A 17305-nucleotide genomic window follows, 5' to 3' on the forward strand; every position below is an offset into this window, starting at 1 on the left:
TTCATGAAGGATACCTGTTTCGGGTAATAAATATTTCGTCTGAAAATAATAAGTGAAAATGAACTATAACTGCAAGACAGTCAGCAAGCGGTTCCCTATCGGATTTTTATCCATTTCTGACAATACCGGTGATAGCAGGAACAGGTATCTGGTTCCACTTCCGGATATCCACATGAACGGCCTGAAAAGTATTCTCCGGATTAATGACCTGAGGAATTGTGCAGGCTGGTTTGTTGATCTTTATACCCGTCATGCGCATAGTGTAAAGCAGATTTTTAAAACCGTTTATATGCCGGATGATAAGCGCCTGACTCCCTCAATTCAGGGTTTTCTCGTATTTCCCAGTATTGTCGGAAATCACATCTGCGCTGTCTTCCTTTTAATATTTATGTTTCCATGAATGTGAAATTTCCCTGTAGGGGATTCTAACCGGAGAACGGGATGCTGCTATGGGGATTCGAACCCCAGTCGCGAGCGTGAGAGGCTCGCATGATTGGCCGGACTACACTATAGCAGCAGTTGCTCACTAAAATGGGAGATGAGTTTACTTATAGTTTTTTACGTGGCACACCGGGCCAGTCCATCAGGCCTGGCGATTGAGACGCCACGTAAAAAATTACGAGAAGATCCCTGATAGCGGATCTTCGAATGATAGTTTTTGCGGCCCTTCTTACACCACAAACGGGATGAGCGCCTTCACCTCCCTCTTATACCGGAGGTACTCCTCGCCGAACTTCGCCAGCAGCACCTTCTCTTCTTCCCGTATCTTTATCAGGAAACCGGCGAGCAGGATGAGAAAACCGTAGATGGCCCAGCCCCTGCCTATGACGAGTACCGTCCCGGCGAACCCGGCAAGAATCCCGGTATAGATCGGGTTCCTCACATAACGGTACGGCCCGGTCCGGACCAGGGTATGGGCCACTTTGATCGTGACACTGCCGCTCCAGTTCTTTCCAAGGTGTACCCGTGCCCAGACTGCAAACCCGAGGCCGAGAAGGGTGATGGCGATGCCGGCCGCCACGGCAACGGGGTTCCCGTCAGTAAACTGCCCGAGCAGGAATCTGTCCCCGAACTGTCCGGAAATGAGCGTCCCGAGGATGATAACCACGAGCGTGAGAAAGAAGAACCGGGAGAAGACCGGCTGCCGGCGCTCGACTTCAGATCTGGTCAGGAATGCGACGACCAGCCAGTACAGCCAGAAGGCTGCCCAGATGATCCCTTCAGCCACCAGGTAGTCCTGCAAATCTCCGTCCTTCCCTCCCGTTCCCCGGCAGTCTGCCCGGTAATCCCGGTTCGCTCCGCTCGTGCGCACAGGTAAATTGTCCGGAGAATTCTGTACCCGGTCTACGTATAGTTTTTTATCCGGCTCTGCACCCATGCGGCAGGACACGGCCGGTCGTACAAACAACTATATCTCGGAGATGCGGCGATTAATATAGGAATGAGTAGTCTTGAGGAACAGATAAAAGAGCTCGAGGACGAGCTGACCAAGACCCCGTATAACAAGGCTACTTCCAAACATATCGGGCGGATAAAGGCAAAGATCGCACGGCTCCGTGACGAAGCGGTCAACCGCGCGATGAAAGCCGGCGGGGGCGGCGAAGGCTACCAGGTCAAGAAGTCCGGCGACGCAACCGCAGTCCTCGTCGGGTTCCCGTCGACGGGTAAAAGTACCCTCCTCAACAAGCTTACCGGCACAGCGAGCGCTGTGGCCGCATACGCGTTTACCACCCTCACGGTCGTGCCCGGTGCGCTCGAACACAAGGGGGCAAAGATCCAGATCCTCGATATCCCCGGGCTCATCGCCGGCGCAGCGATGGGGAAGGGGCGGGGAAAGGAGGTCATCGCAGTCGTCCGTGGTGCCGACATCATCATCATCCTCGTCGACGTCTTCAACGAACGGCACTTCGACGTCCTCATCAAAGAACTGCACGACGCCGGCATCAGGATCAACGTCCAGAAGCCGGATATCACCATCAAGAAGTCCTCACACGGGGGTATCCGCCTCAACGCGGTCGGCACGCTGGACCTTGAGATCGAGGAAGTGCGCTCCATCCTTGCCGAGAGCAAGATGATGAACGCCGACATCCTTATCCGGGGGAATGCCACGCAGGACGACCTCATCGATGCAATTCAGGGAAACCGCGTTTATGTGCCGGCTTTTATCGCGGTCAACAAAGTCGACCTCGTGGACAAGGAGCGTTACCTGGAGATCGAGCACGACATCGCCGAACGGTTCAGCAGCCCGCCGATCATGATCTCTGCCGCTGCCGGCTATCACACCGAGGAACTCAAGGATGCCATCTACGACTGCCTCGGGTTCATGCGGGTCTACCTCAAACCTGTCGGCGAAGACGCCGACCTCGACGAACCGCTGATCATCAGGAGAAAGAGCACGGTCGAAGACGTCTGTAATAAGCTCCACCGGGAGTTCGTCCAGAAGTTCCGGTACGCCCGGATCTGGGGCAAGTCGGTCAAACACCCGGGGCAGCGGGTCGGGCTGACCCATAAGCTGATTGACGGCGACCTGCTCTCGATCATCGTCGAGCATTAAGTCTCGTTGCGATTTTTGTTCCTTTTTAAAAACCGGCAGGAAAACTATTTTCCCTTCCTATGTCCACCGGACTGGCTGGCAGGAAATCACTGACGTGTGCGGAGAGCGTCATAGATTATTGAAAGCGGGGCTTCCGTTTTGATGCCATAACCGGAGAAGTGAGTGCGGGTTGCCGGATAGCCTTCCGTCCGGATCCGCTCGAGGACCGTCAGGATATCCGGGGGAGAGCAGCCCAGCAGTTTTACCAGCACGTGGTAGTCATAGTGGCTGGAAGCCGGCAGTTCTTCCCGGCAGAGTTCGAGCAGTTTTGCCAGTTCCTTTCCGGACCCGAGCTCCAGACCACCAACCCTCTCGATCATCGCTTCAACGATTTCCTTGTTCCGCAGACTGCCGAGCCAGAGGGGGCCGATCGGCTGGAGGTTTCCCCCGCAGTGGGGACAGGCCAGGGATGAGGGGAGCATGGACCTCTCCTCCTCGCGGTACGGGCACTTCCGGCACTGGTGGACAAACCCGAGGTTCTGTATGCCTGCATCCGCCGCTTTCGTCCCCCGGAGGAGGCGGAGATGGAGCCGGAAGAAATGCTCCCGGGCATAGCAGAAGAGCGGTTCCACTCCACGGTCGTACCGGGCAGCCTCCCTGACGACAAACCCGAGCAGGATGCGGAGCCCGACTTCGCCGTGGTACTCGGTGTTCATCGGCAGGGCACCGTACCTGCGGATACCTGCTTTCAGGTGGGCCCCGCACAACGGTGCAGTATCCGTTGCCGTGACGAAGAGGAACCTGCGGGTGCCCCGTATCCCGGCGTCGATGAAGGGTGCCGGCGTGCCAAACGGGTCGAGGTCCACCGCATCGAACGACTGCTCCGAGAGCAGGGCGTTTGCGTCCCGGTGGATGACCGTAACGGGCAGGCCTGCCCGGGTGGCATTGAGGGTGATCAAGTCGATGGCGGACGGGTCCCGCTCGCTGATCGTGACGGGGATTCCGCACTCGCGTGCCACCCGCAGGCCCCGGACTCCGGTAGCCCCCATCGCGTCAAGGTAGTCCGAGGGTTCCAGCAACGGGAGGAGGAGGACCGTCGCGTCCCGGTTCAGCTCCATCCGGCGGTTGAAAAAGATCGGGGCCGAACCGGGGGGGAACCGGGACGTGTCGTCCTGTACCGGGACGAGGAACTTCGTCTTCCCCTCCGTCACCTCAGCGAGATCCATGGTGCCAGAGATGTTGCAGCGCGCAAAACTTATACATATTCCCCCTCAATGGATATGGGCAGGGCGAGTGGCTTAGCCCGGACATAGCGTCAGCCTCCTAAGCTGAATGCCGGGGGTTCAAATCCCCCCTCGCCCGTCGCCTGTTTCCGTCGCCTGTTTTTTCGGTACCGGATTTTCGCGCAGTTTAATACCTATCCGGTCAGATCCGTACCCAATGAGCCCATCAGGTTTTTTCCGGATCTGCCGCCCGGCAAACTCGCTGGTCGCGGGTCTTGCGGCGATCGTGGCCTACCTGATCGCGACAGGCACGGTCGTCCCTGCGGCGCTCCTCCTCTTTGTCATCGTCGCCCTGATCACGGCTGCCGGTAACGTGATCAACGACTATTATGATGTGGATATCGATATGGTCAACCGGCAGGACCGTCCTATCCCCTCAGGCACCGTGACCCGGGGAGCAGCCCTCAGGTTCGCCGTTCTCCTTTTCCTTGCCGGCATTGCTGTCAGCCTCTTCACGACACCCCTCTGTATCGGGATCGCGGTCTTCAACTCGCTCCTCCTCGCCGGGTACGCTGCCCGTCTCAAGAGCACCCCGCTGGCCGGGAACCTCACTGTCGCCTACCTTGCCGCCAGCATGTTTCTCTTCGGCGGAGCACTGGCCGGGCTCCCCGGGCTCGTCCGCATGATCCCCATCGCCATCATGACATTCCTTGCCATGACCTCCCGCGAACTCCTCAAGGACGCGGAGGACGTGGAAGGCGACGCTGCGGGCGGGGCATCCACGCTCCCGATCAGAATCGGTGTCCGGAAGACCGCACGGATTGCGCTGGTATTTGCCCTGCTTGCCGTTGCTGCCAGTGTCGTGCCCTCCTTCTGGTGGGGGGTATGGTACCTTGCCGGGATACTCGTCGTCGATATAATCGTTATCGGATCCGTGTACCTGTCCTTTAACTGCGATACCCCGGCCTGCGTGAAGGCCTCGGGCGCTTCCGCGTTCCTGAAGGCAGGGATGTTCGCGTCGCTGATCGTCTTCACCCTCTCGGCGGTGTTCCTGCAGGGGACCCTTTAAATAACCGAGCAACAGGTTTATCCCCCTGATTGTACCACAGTTACCCTGAGAGACCAATGCCTACCATACTCCAGAAGGGAAACACCTATTTTGCACAAAAAGGTTCTTACTTTGAGGGGAATGTCAGGATCGACGGGGACTTCATCGTCCCCGCCCACACGCATTTCTGGGGGAGGCTGAGCGTGAGCGGCAACCTCGAGCTCGGCCCCCGCTCGAGCGTAGCCCTCGATATTGCCTGCTGGAGCGCCATCATCGGCAGCCAGTGCAGGGTCAAGGGCCCGGTGGTCGCCCACGGGGACGTCACCGTCCTGGACCACGCGGTCGTCCATTCCATCCAGGCAGGCGGGAAGGTCATCCTCCGCCCGGGCGTGACCGTTGGCGATGTGATGAGCGCGGAGACGATCTTCGTCCACGGCAGGATAAAGAGCGGGAAATTAACCGGCAAGAATATGAAGGTCCTCGGGAATTGAGGCGGGGTCGATCCCGAGGACTGCCACGTCGTAGATATCCGCCCAGTTGGCAACCGTTTCCACGCACCCCTCTCTCAGCGTCACCACCCCCATGACCACGAGCCCCATCTTGTCGGCCATGTCGATGCCCTCCTTCACCTCGGCAAGGCACCCGATGCCGAGGATGGCCCTGGGACGGTACTTCTTCACCATCCGCTTGATGAAGGATGACCCGGGGACGAGGAAGATCCGGTAACCCATCTTTTCGAGAAGGACCCGGGCATCGCTGACCTCGCACTGCCCGCAGCTCTGGCACTTGAGCCCTTCCGGCGTGAGGTGGGCAGGGCAGCGGGACGAACGGAGGCACTGCGGCATGAAGATCGCCCGCTCCGAGACCGGGATGCGCTCGAACTCCGCGGAGTTCATCGTGTTGTGGAGCTTGATCAGGAAGGTGAGCATCTCGCGGTCTTCAAGCCCGAGGAGCCGGAAGAACGCCTTCATCAGGCCTTCGAGGAAGACGAGCCCCGACCTGATCAGCCGGGGGAAGTAGAGCCTTCCTCTCCGGATGGAGTAGATCGAGATGACGACGAGCACGAACGCGACAGCCAAGGCTCCGAGCACGATGATGAGGGTCATCTCGCCGATGCCAAACATCAGGGAGTTCCAAGTCAGGAAATCAAGATCCATTGGCGTGGGCCTGCTGGTGCAGGTTATGGTCTCTGCTTCGGGGCTGCCACTGATCCGGGATCAATGGGCGGGTACAGGACCCCCCGCTCGGTGATCACTGCCGATACCAGCTCCATAGGGGTGGCATCAAAGGCATAGTTCTTCACTTGTGCGCCCGGCGGGATAAAGGTGCGGTTGCCCATCACGCTGAGCTCTTCCCTGCCCCGCTGCTCGATAGTGACGTCACGGGCAATATTTTCCGGATCGAACGTGGAGCTGGGCGCCGCGACATAGAACGGGATGCCGTGGTACTTGGCGCAAACCGCGTGCATGTAGGTGCCGATCTTGTTGAAGACCGCGTCGCGGGTGATCCGGTCCGCCCCGACGATGACCGCATCGATTGCACCCACCCGCATCAGGTACGCAGCCGTGGAATCCGTGATCACGGTCACGTCGATCCCGTCCCGCACGAGTTCCCACGCGGTGAGACGGGCCCCCTGCAGGAGCGGGCGGGTCTCGCAGGCGATGACCTTCACGTCCTTTCCCGCGTTCACGGCGGACCGGATCACGCCGAGGGCCGTTCCCCACGACGAACAGGCAAGTGCCCCGGCATTGCAGTGGGTGAGGACCGTGCAGGAGTCCGGGAGGAGGCGGGCGCCGTGCTCCCCGATGGCGTGGCAGCAGGCGGTGTCCTCGCGGGCGATCGCTTCCGCTTCGGCGAGGGCGATCTCCTTTGCCGAGACGGTATCCGACGCCCGGGACACTGCCGAGAGCACCCGGTCGATCCCCCAACCGAGGTTGATGGCGGTCGGGCGGGTAGCCCTGAGGACCCCGGCTGCCCTTTCGACCTCTTCCATGAACCGCTTATAGGTCCCATCCTTCGCGGTGGCTGCCGCGAGGGCAACGCCGTACCCTCCCGCGACGCCGAGGGCGGGCGCCCCGCGGATCTCCAGCCTGCGGATCGCCTCCGCCAGCCGTTCAACGGTCCTGCACTCGACGATCCGGTACTCGCCCGGGAGGAGCGTCTGCTCGACATAGCGGATGCAGCCAGTGGGGGTGTCCCACCAGAGCGTGGCTGAATCGTTCATACCGTCCTTATCCTGATTGCATCGATGTAGGCCCGCATGGCTGCAGAACCCCCGGAGGCGACGCTGTCGGGGATGTCTTTGGGCGCTGCGGCAGTACCGGCAACGTAGATGCCCGGGCGCAGGGTGGCGACGGTATCCACCGCATCGTGGACCGGCCTGACAAATCCTGTGTCCTCAAGGACGATCCCGCACCGCTCCGCGAGCCGGCCCATGTCGTCCGCAGGGCCAATCCCGACCGAGAGGACAACGAGGCCGGGATGGAGGACCAGCAGTTCCGAGGTCTCGGAGTTCTCGACCTGCACCACCATCCCGTCCCGGTCGGCAAGGATGTCCGATGGCATGCCGCGGAGGAACTTCACCCCGAGCGCTTTTGCCCGCTCGTAATACTCCTCGTAGCCTTTGCCATAGGAGCGGATGTCCATGTAGCAGATGGTCACGTCAATATCCGCATGCTTCTCCCGGATCAGGATGGCGTTCTTGATGGCCTGCATGCAGCAGACGCAGGAACAGTACGGGCGGGCGGCGGTCATGTCACGCGAGCCTACGCACTGGACGAAGAGCACGCTCTTCGGTGCCTGCCCATCGGAGAGCTTCTTCAGCTTCCCCCCCGTGGGGCCCCCGGCACTGATCATCCGCTCGAGTTCGAGGCTCGTGATGACGTCCGGCAGGAGGAGGTGCCCGAGCTGGGGCTTGCCCCGGGCATCGAAAACAGTGTAGCCGGTCGTGAAGACGATACTTGCCGCGTCGAGGACGATCTCCTTCTCGTCCTCCTTGTGCCGGATCGAGCCCGGGCCGCATACGTCATAGCAGAGCCCGCACTCGATGCAGTGCTCTTTGTCCCGGATGACGATGTCGGGGACGGCCTGCGGGTGGGGCTTGTAGATCGCCTTCCGCACCCCAATTCCGGCATCGAACCGGTTGTAGACCTCCACCGGGCAGACCTCGATACAGTCGCCGCAGCCGGTGCAGGACGACTCGTCGACATAGCGCGGGTGTTTCTTTGCCGTGACCCGGAAATGCCCTGTTTCGCCTTCGATCTTCTCCACTTCCGTGCAGGTGTGGATGGTGATGAGCGGGTCGCGGGACACGTCCACCATCTTGGGCGAGAGGATGCACATCGAACAATCATTGGTGGGGAAGGTCTTGTCCAGCTGTGCCATGTGCCCGCCGATGGTGGGCTCCCGCTCGATGAGGTGGACGCGGATGCCGTGGCCCGCGATATCGAGCGCTGCCTGAATCCCGGCAATGCCGGCTCCGATGACGACCACGTCACCCATGCCGGGCATACTCCTGTGCGAGTTCGATATAGGAAGCGGCATTGGCAAGGATCTGCTGTAAATGGGCTTCGCTTGCCTTCTTGATGATCTTGCCCGGTACCCCGACAACCACGGACCCTTCCGGGACATCCGTACCTTCCGTTACCACCGCACCGGCACCGATCACCGATCCGCTGCCGACCCGTGCGCCGTTGAGGACGATGGCGCCCATGCCGACGAGCACCCGGTCGGCGATGGTGCAGCCATGGAGGATCGCCCCGTGGCCGACCGAGACGTCGCTCCCCATCAGCACCGGGTGGCCAATGCTCGTATGCACCACGCAGTTGTCCTGGATGTTCGAACGGTCCCCTATCACGATCCTGTCCTTGTCCGCCCGGACGACCGCCCCGAACCAGATCCCGACCTGGCTGCCGATCGTGACGTCGCCGATTACGGTCGCGTTGCCGGCCATGAACAACGGCACTCCGGAGACCTTCGCATCCATATGCATAATAACATAGGAAATTAAGAACCAAAGAGTATGAAGGTTATGGTAGGGGGCACCTTCGACCCCCTGCACGACGGGCACAAGCGCCTCCTCGGGCGGTCCTTCGAGATCGCCGGGCCCTCCGGCCAAGTGGTCATCGGCCTGACCACGGACTCTTTTGCGGGCAGCAAGATCCATCCCATCCGCCCGTTTGCCATCCGGAGGTCCGAGCTCGAAGAGTTCATCGGTGAAAAAAAGTTTACGGCCCCGTGGAGGATCGAGCCCCTGAACGACCGGTTCGGTTCTGCCATCGATGCCGATTTCGATGCCATTGTCGTATCCGAGGAGACCCTCCCGGTCGCGGTCGAGATCAACCGGCACCGGCGCGAGAACGGGAGGAGGAAAGTGGACATCCACCAGATCAGCTGCGTGCTGGCAGACGACGGGCGCTGGATTTCGAGCACCCGCATCTACCGGGGCGAGATTGACGTTCACGGGCATGTGCTGAAGTAGGAAAGGGGGATATCCTCCGAAACCTTTCTAAATATTGGAGGAGGGTTCCCCGCCTCAGGGCCTCTCCGAGGAATGAGTGGTTCGTCAGAACCACGAAGTCGAGAAGTTCATTTGAACTTCGAGGCGCGGCGGGGCAGGAAGGTCTTCGCAACTTTGATCACTGCTTCGCTGCTGTATCGCTTCATCCGTCAGGAGTAACTTCTATCCTATTTTGAACATGTGGCTCCCCGGACTCCACTCAGCCTCAAAGACAAATAACTCACTGGGTAGCGCAAAACCCGACAGGTATCAGTCGTCGCATCAGCGAAGAGAGCCTTATGGCTCTCTTCTCGTGCTCCTTCGTCGCACAATGAGGACTGATTGGAGAAGCCATCAGGCTTCGACTCGTTTTGCGCGTATGGCCATCCTGACGGACCAGATCATTCTATATGCAAAACACGATGACTGCGAATAATTTCGTAGTCAAAGCAATTATTATCGTCCTATTCGGGTAATACCCTGTATATGCCAATGAATCGAAAAACCATTGTTATCACTTCGCTGTTTGCCGTCCTCGTGATCATCTTCCTGCTGGCCAGTGCCTGCACGAGCACTCCGGTGCCGCAGCACACACAAACGGTGATACCGCCGCCGCTTACACCTCCGGTCACCCTACCAGTCCGCCCCTCAGTCAGTCCCGCGGGGACCCTGGTTGTCGCGAACGACAGCACGGTTCATGTGATTATCCCGCCGCCGGCTATTATCTGCAACTGTCCTATGGAGCCTGCGGGGTCGCCCACAGTCACCCCTGCGCCGGTCCCGGATGATGGCCTCTGCCACTGCCCGTGACGGGATTACGGCCCAAGCCTTCGACCCTGCCGAACGGGAGAGGGTACGGCAGGATCTTCCCACTACTATGGGCGCCTCCCCAGACTCCGCCGTTCCTCAAATACGGGACAATTCACTGGGTAGCGCAAAACCCGCAGGCGTTTTGCGCGTATGGCCATCCTTATGGCCATCATTTTTTTGCGAAATTTACATATCCGGATATTTTTCTACTCGACATTCGCTTGACCCTTCTTAATCTTTAACAAAAAGAGATTTTTATCGAAATGAAAAATATGTTCGATAAATTCCCCATCACAGGATATGGCTCGTCAGGTCCTTGGTGATGACCCAGTCGCAGTAGCGACAGTGGAGCCCTTTTGGGAGCACGTCGAACTTGCTCGTGATCGGCTCGTTGGTGTTGGAGATGCAGCCGGGGTTCGGGCAGCGCACGATACCCTCGATCAGGGTCGGGATCTCGACGCCCTTCTTCTCGAAGACCTTGAAGTTCCGGATGATGTTGATGGTCGCCCGGGGCGAGATCAGGGCGATGCGGTCCACCTCCTCCTTCGAGAGCTCGCGGTTGGTGAGCTTGACGATGTCCTTGCGCCCCATATGCCTGCTCTGGACGTTGGTGGCGATCGAGAGCGCTTCCTGCGTGGTCCCGGTGATGCCGAGGATCTTGACGACGTTGAGCGCCTCGCCCCCGTCGATGTGGTCGATCACCGTCCCGTTCTTGATCCGCCGGACGAGGAGCCCCTCGTTATCCGCAGAATCGGCATTCTTCATTGCAGCACCCTCATGAGCATCGCCATCCGCACGGGGACGCCGTTCTTTGACTGCTCGAAGTACCGGGCATGGGGGGAGTCGTCAACCCTCGGGTCGATCTCGTCCACCCTGGGAAGGGGGTGGAGGACGATGAGGTGTTTCTTTGCGTCCGCAAGGAGCTCCGGGGTGATCCGGTAGCTCGTGGCTACGTTGAAGTAGGACGCGGAGTCCGGGAAGCGCTCGCGCTGGATCCGGGTGACGTAGAGGACGTCCACGAGCCCGATGATCTCCCGGATGTCGTCGTGCTCGGTGATCTCCATCCCTTTCTCACGGAGGTCCATAACCAGGTTCGACGGCAGCTCGAGCCCCTTGGGAGAGATGGTGTGCAGCCGTGCGTTGTAGAGCGAGAGGGCGGAGGCAAGGGAGTGCGCCGTCCTCCCGTATCTCAGGTCCCCGATGAGCGCCACATCGATCCCGTCGATCGGCATCGACTGGCGGATCGTATAGAGGTCGAGCAGGGTCTGGGAGGGGTGCTGGCCTGCCCCGTCGCCGGCATTGATGACCGGCACGGTCGAGAACTCGGCCGCGAGCCGGGCCGCCCCCTCTTTCGGGTGGCGGATGACGATCGCGTCCGCGTACCCGCTCACCACCCGGATCGTGTCGGCGAGGGTCTCACCCTTCGCCATCGAGCAGGCGTCCACGCTCCCCACGGAGAGCGAGGTCCCGCCGAGCCGTGCCATGGCGGACTCGAACGACATCCGCGTCCGGGTGCTGGGCTCGAAGAAGAGCACGGCAAGGATCCTGCCGCCGAGGGCACCCGCATCGTACTTTCTGTTGTCGATCTGTTCCGCGTGATCCAGTAACTGGTCGATCCCGTCCCGGTCGAAGTCACCGATGGATATGATATGCCGCGTTGCCACCCCTCCCGACTCGTGTGTACGATCATATCTCTTTCCTGCCCTAATTACCTATCTTTCCCTTGGTCGCACGGTGATCGCCCGTCACCTGGACCCCCCGTCCGGCTCCGGTGATACCGGCAGGAATGATATTATTGGATCATTACGAACGTTTATGAACAGATACAGGTTTGGGGGAAGGGTTTGGACCATATACCTATTGCCCGGCCGGTGATCGGCCAGGATGAGATCTCAGCGGTGACTGCCGTCTTAGAGTCCGGTATGCTCGCTTCCGGCGAGAAGGTGGCAGAATTCGAGAAAAAATTTGGTGATTACTGCGGTACCACCCATGCGGTCGCGGTCAATAACGGCACCGCGGCCCTCCATGCCGCGCTCCTGGCCGCAGAGATCGGCCCCGGTGATGAGGTGCTGGTCCCCGCGTTCTCGTTTATCGCCACGGCGACTTCCGTCTCCATGTGCGGCGCAAAACCCGTTTTTGTCGACGTGGACGAGGAGACCTTCACCATCAGCCCCGCCCAGCTCGGGGAACGGGTGACGCCGAAGACCCGGGCCGTCATCGGCGTCCACCTCTTCGGCCAGCCCTTCAATGTAGGAGCGGTCCAGCAGGTCTGCGAGGCCCACAACCTGAAACTGGTCGAGGATGCGGCGCAGGCCCACGGCGCCCTGTACAACGGCCAGAAGACGGGGGGGTTCGGCCACTTCGGCTGCTTCTCGTTCTACGCCACCAAGAACATGAGCACCGGGGAAGGCGGGATGGTCACCACGGGCGAGAAGGCCTATGCCGAACGGCTGCGCCTCATCATCAACCACGGCCAGAGCGAGAAGTACCTCCACACGAGGCTCGGGTACAACTACCGCATGACCGACATCGCCGCGGCCCTCGGGATATCCCAGCTCAGGAAACTGGACAAGTTCAACCTCCGCCGAAGGAAAAACGCGGACTATCTCAACGCGAACCTGAATGCAAAAGGGCTTATCAGGCCGCTGGCAGCCTCGTATGCGCACCACGTGTACCACCAGTACGTGGTACGGCTCACCGACGAGTTCCCGATGAAACGGGCGGAGTTCGTGGACTATCTGAAGGCAAAAGGGATCGGCACTGCCGTCCATTACCCCATCCCGATCCACCGCCAGCCCCTCTACGGGCTGGGGAACGACCCGGACCCGTGCCCGGTCTCGACCAGCCTCGCCTCTTCGGTGCTGAGCCTGCCGGTCCACCCCCTGCTCGACCAGAAGCAACTTGCGTACATCTGCGATACCATCAACCGGGTGACCTGAGATGGATGTCGGCGTCATCGGTGTCGGGACCATGGGAAGGAACCATGTCCGTGTCTATTCCGAGATGAAGAGCGTGGATACCGTGGGGGTCTATGACGTGAACGGCCCGGCGGCAAAGGATATGGGGAAGCAGCACGGTGCCGTGGTGTACGACACGCTGAGCGGACTGCTCGACCATTCCGATGCCGTGAGCGTCTGTGTGCCCACGCCGTTCCACGCGGCAACCGTTGCACAGGTCTTCTCCGCAAAAAAATCCGTGCTCATCGAAAAGCCGATCTGCGCAACTGCGCAGGAGGCGGTCCGGCTCATGCAGGCTGCACCGGAAGGCATCACCATCGGGGTGGGGCATATCGAGCGGTTCAACCCGATCGTGGAAGAGATCCGGAAGATCGTCAAGAAACCCCTTTATGTCGAGATGAAACGGCACAACCCCGCCTCCGCCCGGGTCAGCGGCAGCACCGTGGTCGAGGACCTGATGATCCATGACATCGATATCCTGCTCACGCTCTTCTGTGACAAGCCCTCTGACATCCACAGTGCCGGCAACTCCGACGTCTGCAGTGTCCTGATGAAGTGCGGGACCTTGCCGGCCGCGCTCTCCGCGAGCCGGAAATCGTCCAAGAAGATCCGGATGATCTATGTGGAGGAGGAAGAGTTCACCATCGAGGGGGACTTCATGACGCAGGAAGTGACCATTTACCGGAAGCCGGGGCGGTACCAGTTCGAGGCTGAGCGCTACGTGCAGGAGAACATCATCGAGAAGGTGATGGTGAACAAGCTCGAACCGCTGAAACGCGAGCTCAGTATGTTCATCGAGTGCGTGGAAAACCGCCGCCCGTTCCCTATCACCCCGGAACAGGCCATAAGGAACCTGCGGCTCTGCGAGCAGATCCAGGCAGGTCTCTAGAGGAAGGGAGGCAGGAACGCTGTGAGCTTACAGGATCTCCTGGCAAAACGCGGGCCAATCAGAAAGATCGGGGTGCTCGGGATGGGCTATGTCGGGATACCGGCTGCAGCCCTGTTCGCGGACTCTCCAAAGTTCGGGATGGTCTACGGTTTTCAGCGGGACTCGCCGTCCTCGGGGTACAAGATCGCGATGCTCAACCGGGGGGAGAGCCCGCTGAAAGGCGAGGAGCCGGGTCTTGGGGAGCTGCTGGAAGACGTGGTCAGGGCAAAAAAATTCCGGTGCACGTCCGACTTCTCATTAATCGCCGGGCTCGACGCAGTCACGCTCTCGATCCAGACCCCGTTCCTGAACAAGGACGACCTCCTGCCGGACTTCTCGGCACTGGCCGAGGGGATCCGGGACGTGGGCCGCTATCTCCAGCCCGGCATGCTGGTCGTGCTCGAGTCGACTGTCACACCCGGTACTACGGAAGGGATGGCCCGGGAGATCCTCGGGAAGGAGTCCGGCCTCATGGCAGGCACCGATTTTGCGCTTGCCCACGCGCCGGAGCGGGTGATGGCAGGAAGGCTGCTGCGCAATATCCGGGAACACGACCGTATCGTCGGCGGGATTGACGAAGTGAGCACCCGGAGGGCTGTGGAACTCTATGCACCGGTCCTGACAACCGGTAAGGTTATCCCCATGACGGCCACGGCGGCAGAGGTCACCAAGACCGCGGAGAACACGTTCCGGGACCTCCAGATCGCCGCGATCAACGAGCTGGCGCTCTACTGCGAGGCGATGCGGGTCAATGTCTACGACGTGCGGGCCGGCATCGACAGCCTGAAAGGCGAAGGGATAACCCGCGCCATGCTCTGGCCCGGTGCCGGTGTCGGCGGCCACTGCCTGACCAAGGACACCTACCATCTCGAACGCGGCGTCCAGGTCCTCGGAAAAGGGACGCTCGACTACCCGGAACACGAACCCTCGCTCTATGTCCTCGCCCGCCGCATCAACGACTTCATGCCCCGGCACATGTTCAGGCTCACGATGGACGCGATGAAACGGATTGGCCTGGATCCGGTCGGGTCAAAAGTGTCGATCCTCGGCTGGGCGTTCCTCTCGAACACCGACGACACCCGCAACACTCCTTCGGAACCGTACCGGGACCTGCTGCTGGGGGAGGGATGTCATGTGGTCGTCCACGATGCGTATGTCTGCGAATATCCGGGAGTGCCACTCATCGCGGACATCGAAAAATCCGTGAAGGACACCGACGCGGTTGTTATCTTTGCCGGGCACACCCAGTACCGGAACCTTGATCCGGTGGTTGTCAGGAACCTCTCCGGCAGGAAGCACCCGATCATCGTGGACGGGCGCAACATGGTCGACCCCGATTCCTTCATCAGGGAGGGGTTCGTATACAAGGGCATCGGGCGCGGCGACAAGAACGGGCATGAGATTGTGGAAGGGTAAATGTCCGCCTCTTTTTTGATTAGGGATCCTCACGGAATTGTTCCCTTATCCTGACGGGGATTCTCAATGGAACCGGGGCATTTCGTATGAACACATTCTGGGAGGAGCGTTTCCGCGAAGAGGGCAGGATATGGGGCGATTCCCCCAGCCGGACCGCTGAGCTCGCGATTGGGCTCTTCAAAAAGGCAGGAGTGAGCAGGGTCCTTGTACCGGGTTCCGGGTACGGTCGCAATGCCGAAGCGTTTGCCCGGGCCGGGTTCGAGGTCACCGGCATAGAGATATCGGGTACCGCCGTGACCCTTGCGCGACAAGGTGATCCCGATATACGGTACCACCACGGGTCGGTTCTTGATATGCCATTCGACGATTCGAAGTATGATGGCATGTACTGTTTCAATGTCCTTCACCTCTTCCGGAGTGGCGACCGGGCGGTATTCCTGCAGCGGTGCCGGGATCAGCTGGAGAACGGCGGTGTCCTGTTCTTCGTGGTATTCTCCGACCGGGAGCCGAGTATTGGTACCGGCAGGTCTGTCGAAGAGAACACATTCGAGAGCAAGCCCGGCCGTGAGGTCCACTATTACTCCGAAGCTGATCTGGTATCGGAGTTTCAGGATATGGAGATCCTCGCCACCGGTATGATCGAGGATCCGGAAGAACATGGTGAAGAGGGCAGGCACACCCACAAGCTCCGGTACATCTATGTCCGGAAAAACGGGTCGAAATAACAGAAGAAGTTCGGAAGATCCGGTTGAACCGGATCGTCCGGAAAGATTACTGGCCCGGTCCTGATCGCGATTGAAAATTTTACAGGAATTCCCAGCCCGCAATCTTTCCGGAAAAAGTGCGATCTGCCCAAACTTGTAGGAAAACTTACAACCGGTTAAAAGCAATATCTCTACAAAAAATACCTACCAATAAAGGTGGTTCAAATAATAGTAATATCTCAATCTGGCAGGAGCGATGCAAAGGCGATACTGGAACTGCAAAAAATGGCGTATCAGAGTGAAGCACGGTTATACAATGATTTTTCCATCCCGCCGCTAACACAGACGCTGGATGATATCGAAGAACAATTTCAAACCCATATTTTCCTCAAAGCCCTAAATCATTCTGCGATCATTGGTTCTGTACGTGCGTATGAGATGAACGGGACCTGCTATATCGGCCGGTTAATCGTACATCCTGTTCACCAGAACAAGGGAACCGGGAAACGACTGATGAGCGAGATAGAAAAGCGTTTTAAAAAAACAGAACGGTTCGAACTGTTCACTGGCTCAAAAAGCGAAAAAAATATCCGTTTTTATCAACGATTCGGCTATCATATTTTCAAATACGAGAAACTGAACGATGTGATCGAATTTGTGTACCTAGAAAAGATACCGGCATCCGAAAGCTCAATCTGACCAGCCTGACAGGGCTGAATCGCCTATTCCCCTGCTGAGGCAAGAGATGGGTGCATGGGAGATGGGGAGATTGTAAAAAATATCCGGATTCTTTTTGCGATCAAAAATTTTTCAATCGCCTCCCGACCCCCGCCCGGCTGATGAGTTCTCCTTGTCCTCTCCTAGCCTTGACAGTCCGCGAGAGTACCTCCAAAATACGCCCTCGAAGAACCCGTTCGGGTTCTTCTCATGCCCCCTTCCTGATGGAACGGGGCACTCTACGGGCTCCGATTCCCTATTTTTCCGGACACGGAGACAGTAATTCCGGAAAATGAGACATTAATTCATGTAATTCCAGTCATTTTTACGTCTGAAAACATGAGACGCCATTTGGGTGTATTTGGAAGGCGAAAAGGGAGGGGGGACAGGTTTTAGCCTGTCTCTGCATATTTTCTAGCTCCGGATGGCTTCCTGACGGGCAATTCTGAGTACCTCCCATCCGGGCCCGTA

The 17305-nt window shown here is 59.2% G+C and carries 19 protein-coding genes and 2 tRNA genes; 12 read left to right on the forward strand and 9 right to left on the reverse strand.

Features of this window, described 5'->3' with window-relative positions; genetic code table 11:
* The first annotated feature begins 58 nt into the window (after window positions 1-58).
* Window positions 59-400 (forward strand): hypothetical protein, encoded by a 342-nt coding sequence (locus ABSB80_RS10110; RefSeq protein ID WP_428370496.1) that lies wholly within the window; start codon window positions 59-61, stop codon window positions 398-400.
* A gap of 42 nt (window positions 401-442) precedes the next feature.
* Here the strand turns inward: ABSB80_RS10110 and ABSB80_RS10115 are convergent.
* Window positions 443-517: transfer RNA gene (locus tag ABSB80_RS10115), tRNA-Glu, on the reverse strand.
* 153 nt (window positions 518-670) lie between these two features.
* Complete coding sequence (locus tag ABSB80_RS10120; RefSeq protein ID WP_428370497.1) at window positions 671-1312, reverse strand: methyltransferase family protein; 642 nt, start codon at window positions 1310-1312, stop codon at window positions 671-673.
* 129 nt (window positions 1313-1441) lie between these two features.
* On the opposite strand from ABSB80_RS10120, the gene ABSB80_RS10125 reads away from it, so the two are divergent.
* Window positions 1442-2554, forward strand: coding sequence for an OBG GTPase family GTP-binding protein (locus ABSB80_RS10125; protein ID WP_428370498.1), 1113 nt, complete (start codon window positions 1442-1444; stop codon window positions 2552-2554).
* An 86-nt stretch (window positions 2555-2640) separates the two neighbouring features.
* On the opposite strand, the gene ABSB80_RS10130 is transcribed toward ABSB80_RS10125, so the two are convergent.
* Window positions 2641-3759, reverse strand: coding sequence for a tRNA (guanine(10)-N(2))-dimethyltransferase (locus ABSB80_RS10130; protein ID WP_428370499.1), 1119 nt, complete (start codon window positions 3757-3759; stop codon window positions 2641-2643).
* A 61-nt stretch (window positions 3760-3820) separates the two neighbouring features.
* Here ABSB80_RS10130 and ABSB80_RS10135 point away from each other — a divergent pair.
* From ABSB80_RS10135 to ABSB80_RS10145, 3 genes are all read left to right on the forward strand, one after another.
* Window positions 3821-3895 (forward strand) — tRNA-Arg (locus ABSB80_RS10135).
* Between the two features lie 78 nt (window positions 3896-3973).
* Complete coding sequence (locus tag ABSB80_RS10140; protein ID WP_428370500.1) at window positions 3974-4825, forward strand: geranylgeranylglycerol-phosphate geranylgeranyltransferase; 852 nt, start codon at window positions 3974-3976, stop codon at window positions 4823-4825.
* A gap of 56 nt (window positions 4826-4881) precedes the next feature.
* Window positions 4882-5295, forward strand: coding sequence for a bactofilin family protein (locus ABSB80_RS10145; protein WP_428370501.1), 414 nt, complete (start codon window positions 4882-4884; stop codon window positions 5293-5295).
* Here ABSB80_RS10145 and ABSB80_RS10150 read toward each other — a convergent pair.
* The 4 genes from ABSB80_RS10150 to ABSB80_RS10165 are packed head-to-tail and all read right to left on the reverse strand — an operon-like array spanning window position 5260 to window position 8795.
* Window positions 5260-5961, reverse strand: a complete 702-nt coding sequence (locus ABSB80_RS10150; RefSeq protein WP_428370502.1) for a DUF116 domain-containing protein — start codon at window positions 5959-5961, stop codon at window positions 5260-5262. The two genes, ABSB80_RS10145 and ABSB80_RS10150, sit on opposite strands and share 36 nt — an antisense overlap.
* 23 nt (window positions 5962-5984) lie before the next feature.
* The gene (mtnA, locus tag ABSB80_RS10155; protein WP_428370503.1) at window positions 5985-7028 is read right to left on the reverse strand and encodes an S-methyl-5-thioribose-1-phosphate isomerase; all 1044 of its coding nucleotides are present in this window, start codon (window positions 7026-7028) and stop codon (window positions 5985-5987) included.
* The gene (locus tag ABSB80_RS10160) at window positions 7025-8305 is read right to left on the reverse strand and encodes an FAD-dependent oxidoreductase (RefSeq protein WP_428370504.1); all 1281 of its coding nucleotides are present in this window, start codon (window positions 8303-8305) and stop codon (window positions 7025-7027) included. The genes mtnA and ABSB80_RS10160 overlap by 4 nt, the downstream gene beginning before the upstream one ends.
* A complete protein-coding gene (locus ABSB80_RS10165) occupies window positions 8298-8795 on the reverse strand; it encodes a gamma carbonic anhydrase family protein (protein WP_428370505.1) in 498 nt (165 codons plus the stop codon). The genes ABSB80_RS10160 and ABSB80_RS10165 overlap by 8 nt, the downstream gene beginning before the upstream one ends.
* A 30-nt stretch (window positions 8796-8825) precedes the next feature.
* On the opposite strand from ABSB80_RS10165, the gene ABSB80_RS10170 reads away from it, so the two are divergent.
* Both ABSB80_RS10170 and ABSB80_RS10175 read left to right on the forward strand, forming a co-directional pair.
* The gene (locus tag ABSB80_RS10170) at window positions 8826-9284 is read left to right on the forward strand and encodes a phosphopantetheine adenylyltransferase (RefSeq protein ID WP_428370506.1); all 459 of its coding nucleotides are present in this window, start codon (window positions 8826-8828) and stop codon (window positions 9282-9284) included.
* A 504-nt stretch (window positions 9285-9788) separates the two neighbouring features.
* Complete coding sequence (locus ABSB80_RS10175) at window positions 9789-10112, forward strand: hypothetical protein (RefSeq protein WP_428370507.1); 324 nt, start codon at window positions 9789-9791, stop codon at window positions 10110-10112.
* 291 nt (window positions 10113-10403) lie between these two features.
* On the opposite strand, the gene pyrI is transcribed toward ABSB80_RS10175, so the two are convergent.
* Complete coding sequence (gene pyrI / locus ABSB80_RS10180; RefSeq protein ID WP_428370508.1) at window positions 10404-10877, reverse strand: aspartate carbamoyltransferase regulatory subunit; 474 nt, start codon at window positions 10875-10877, stop codon at window positions 10404-10406.
* Complete coding sequence (pyrB, locus tag ABSB80_RS10185; protein ID WP_428370509.1) at window positions 10874-11776, reverse strand: aspartate carbamoyltransferase; 903 nt, start codon at window positions 11774-11776, stop codon at window positions 10874-10876. Before pyrB ends, pyrI begins: the two co-directional genes overlap by 4 nt.
* Before the next feature lie 180 nt (window positions 11777-11956).
* Between pyrB and ABSB80_RS10190 the strand changes: the two genes are divergently transcribed.
* The 5 genes from ABSB80_RS10190 (at window position 11957) to ABSB80_RS10210 (ending at window position 16816) form a co-directional block, all read left to right on the forward strand.
* Window positions 11957-13051, forward strand: coding sequence for a DegT/DnrJ/EryC1/StrS family aminotransferase (locus tag ABSB80_RS10190; protein ID WP_428370510.1), 1095 nt, complete (start codon window positions 11957-11959; stop codon window positions 13049-13051).
* Window position 13052: 1 nt separating this feature from the next.
* The gene (locus tag ABSB80_RS10195; RefSeq protein WP_428370511.1) at window positions 13053-13958 is read left to right on the forward strand and encodes a Gfo/Idh/MocA family oxidoreductase; all 906 of its coding nucleotides are present in this window, start codon (window positions 13053-13055) and stop codon (window positions 13956-13958) included.
* Window positions 13959-13979: 21 nt separating this feature from the next.
* The gene (locus ABSB80_RS10200) at window positions 13980-15413 is read left to right on the forward strand and encodes a nucleotide sugar dehydrogenase (protein ID WP_428370512.1); all 1434 of its coding nucleotides are present in this window, start codon (window positions 13980-13982) and stop codon (window positions 15411-15413) included.
* Between the two features lie 86 nt (window positions 15414-15499).
* On the forward strand, window positions 15500-16138 hold the full coding sequence (locus ABSB80_RS10205) for a class I SAM-dependent methyltransferase (protein WP_428370513.1): 639 nt from the start codon (window positions 15500-15502) through the stop codon (window positions 16136-16138).
* Between the two features lie 195 nt (window positions 16139-16333).
* Window positions 16334-16816: a GNAT family N-acetyltransferase gene (locus tag ABSB80_RS10210; protein ID WP_428370514.1), complete on the forward strand. Its 483-nt coding sequence runs from the start codon at window positions 16334-16336 to the stop codon at window positions 16814-16816.
* Window positions 16817-17305: the final 489 nt, after the last annotated feature.

The sequence above is a fragment of the Methanoregula sp. genome (assembly GCF_050010295.1).
Taxonomy (GTDB): Archaea; Halobacteriota; Methanomicrobia; order Methanomicrobiales; family Methanospirillaceae; genus Methanoregula.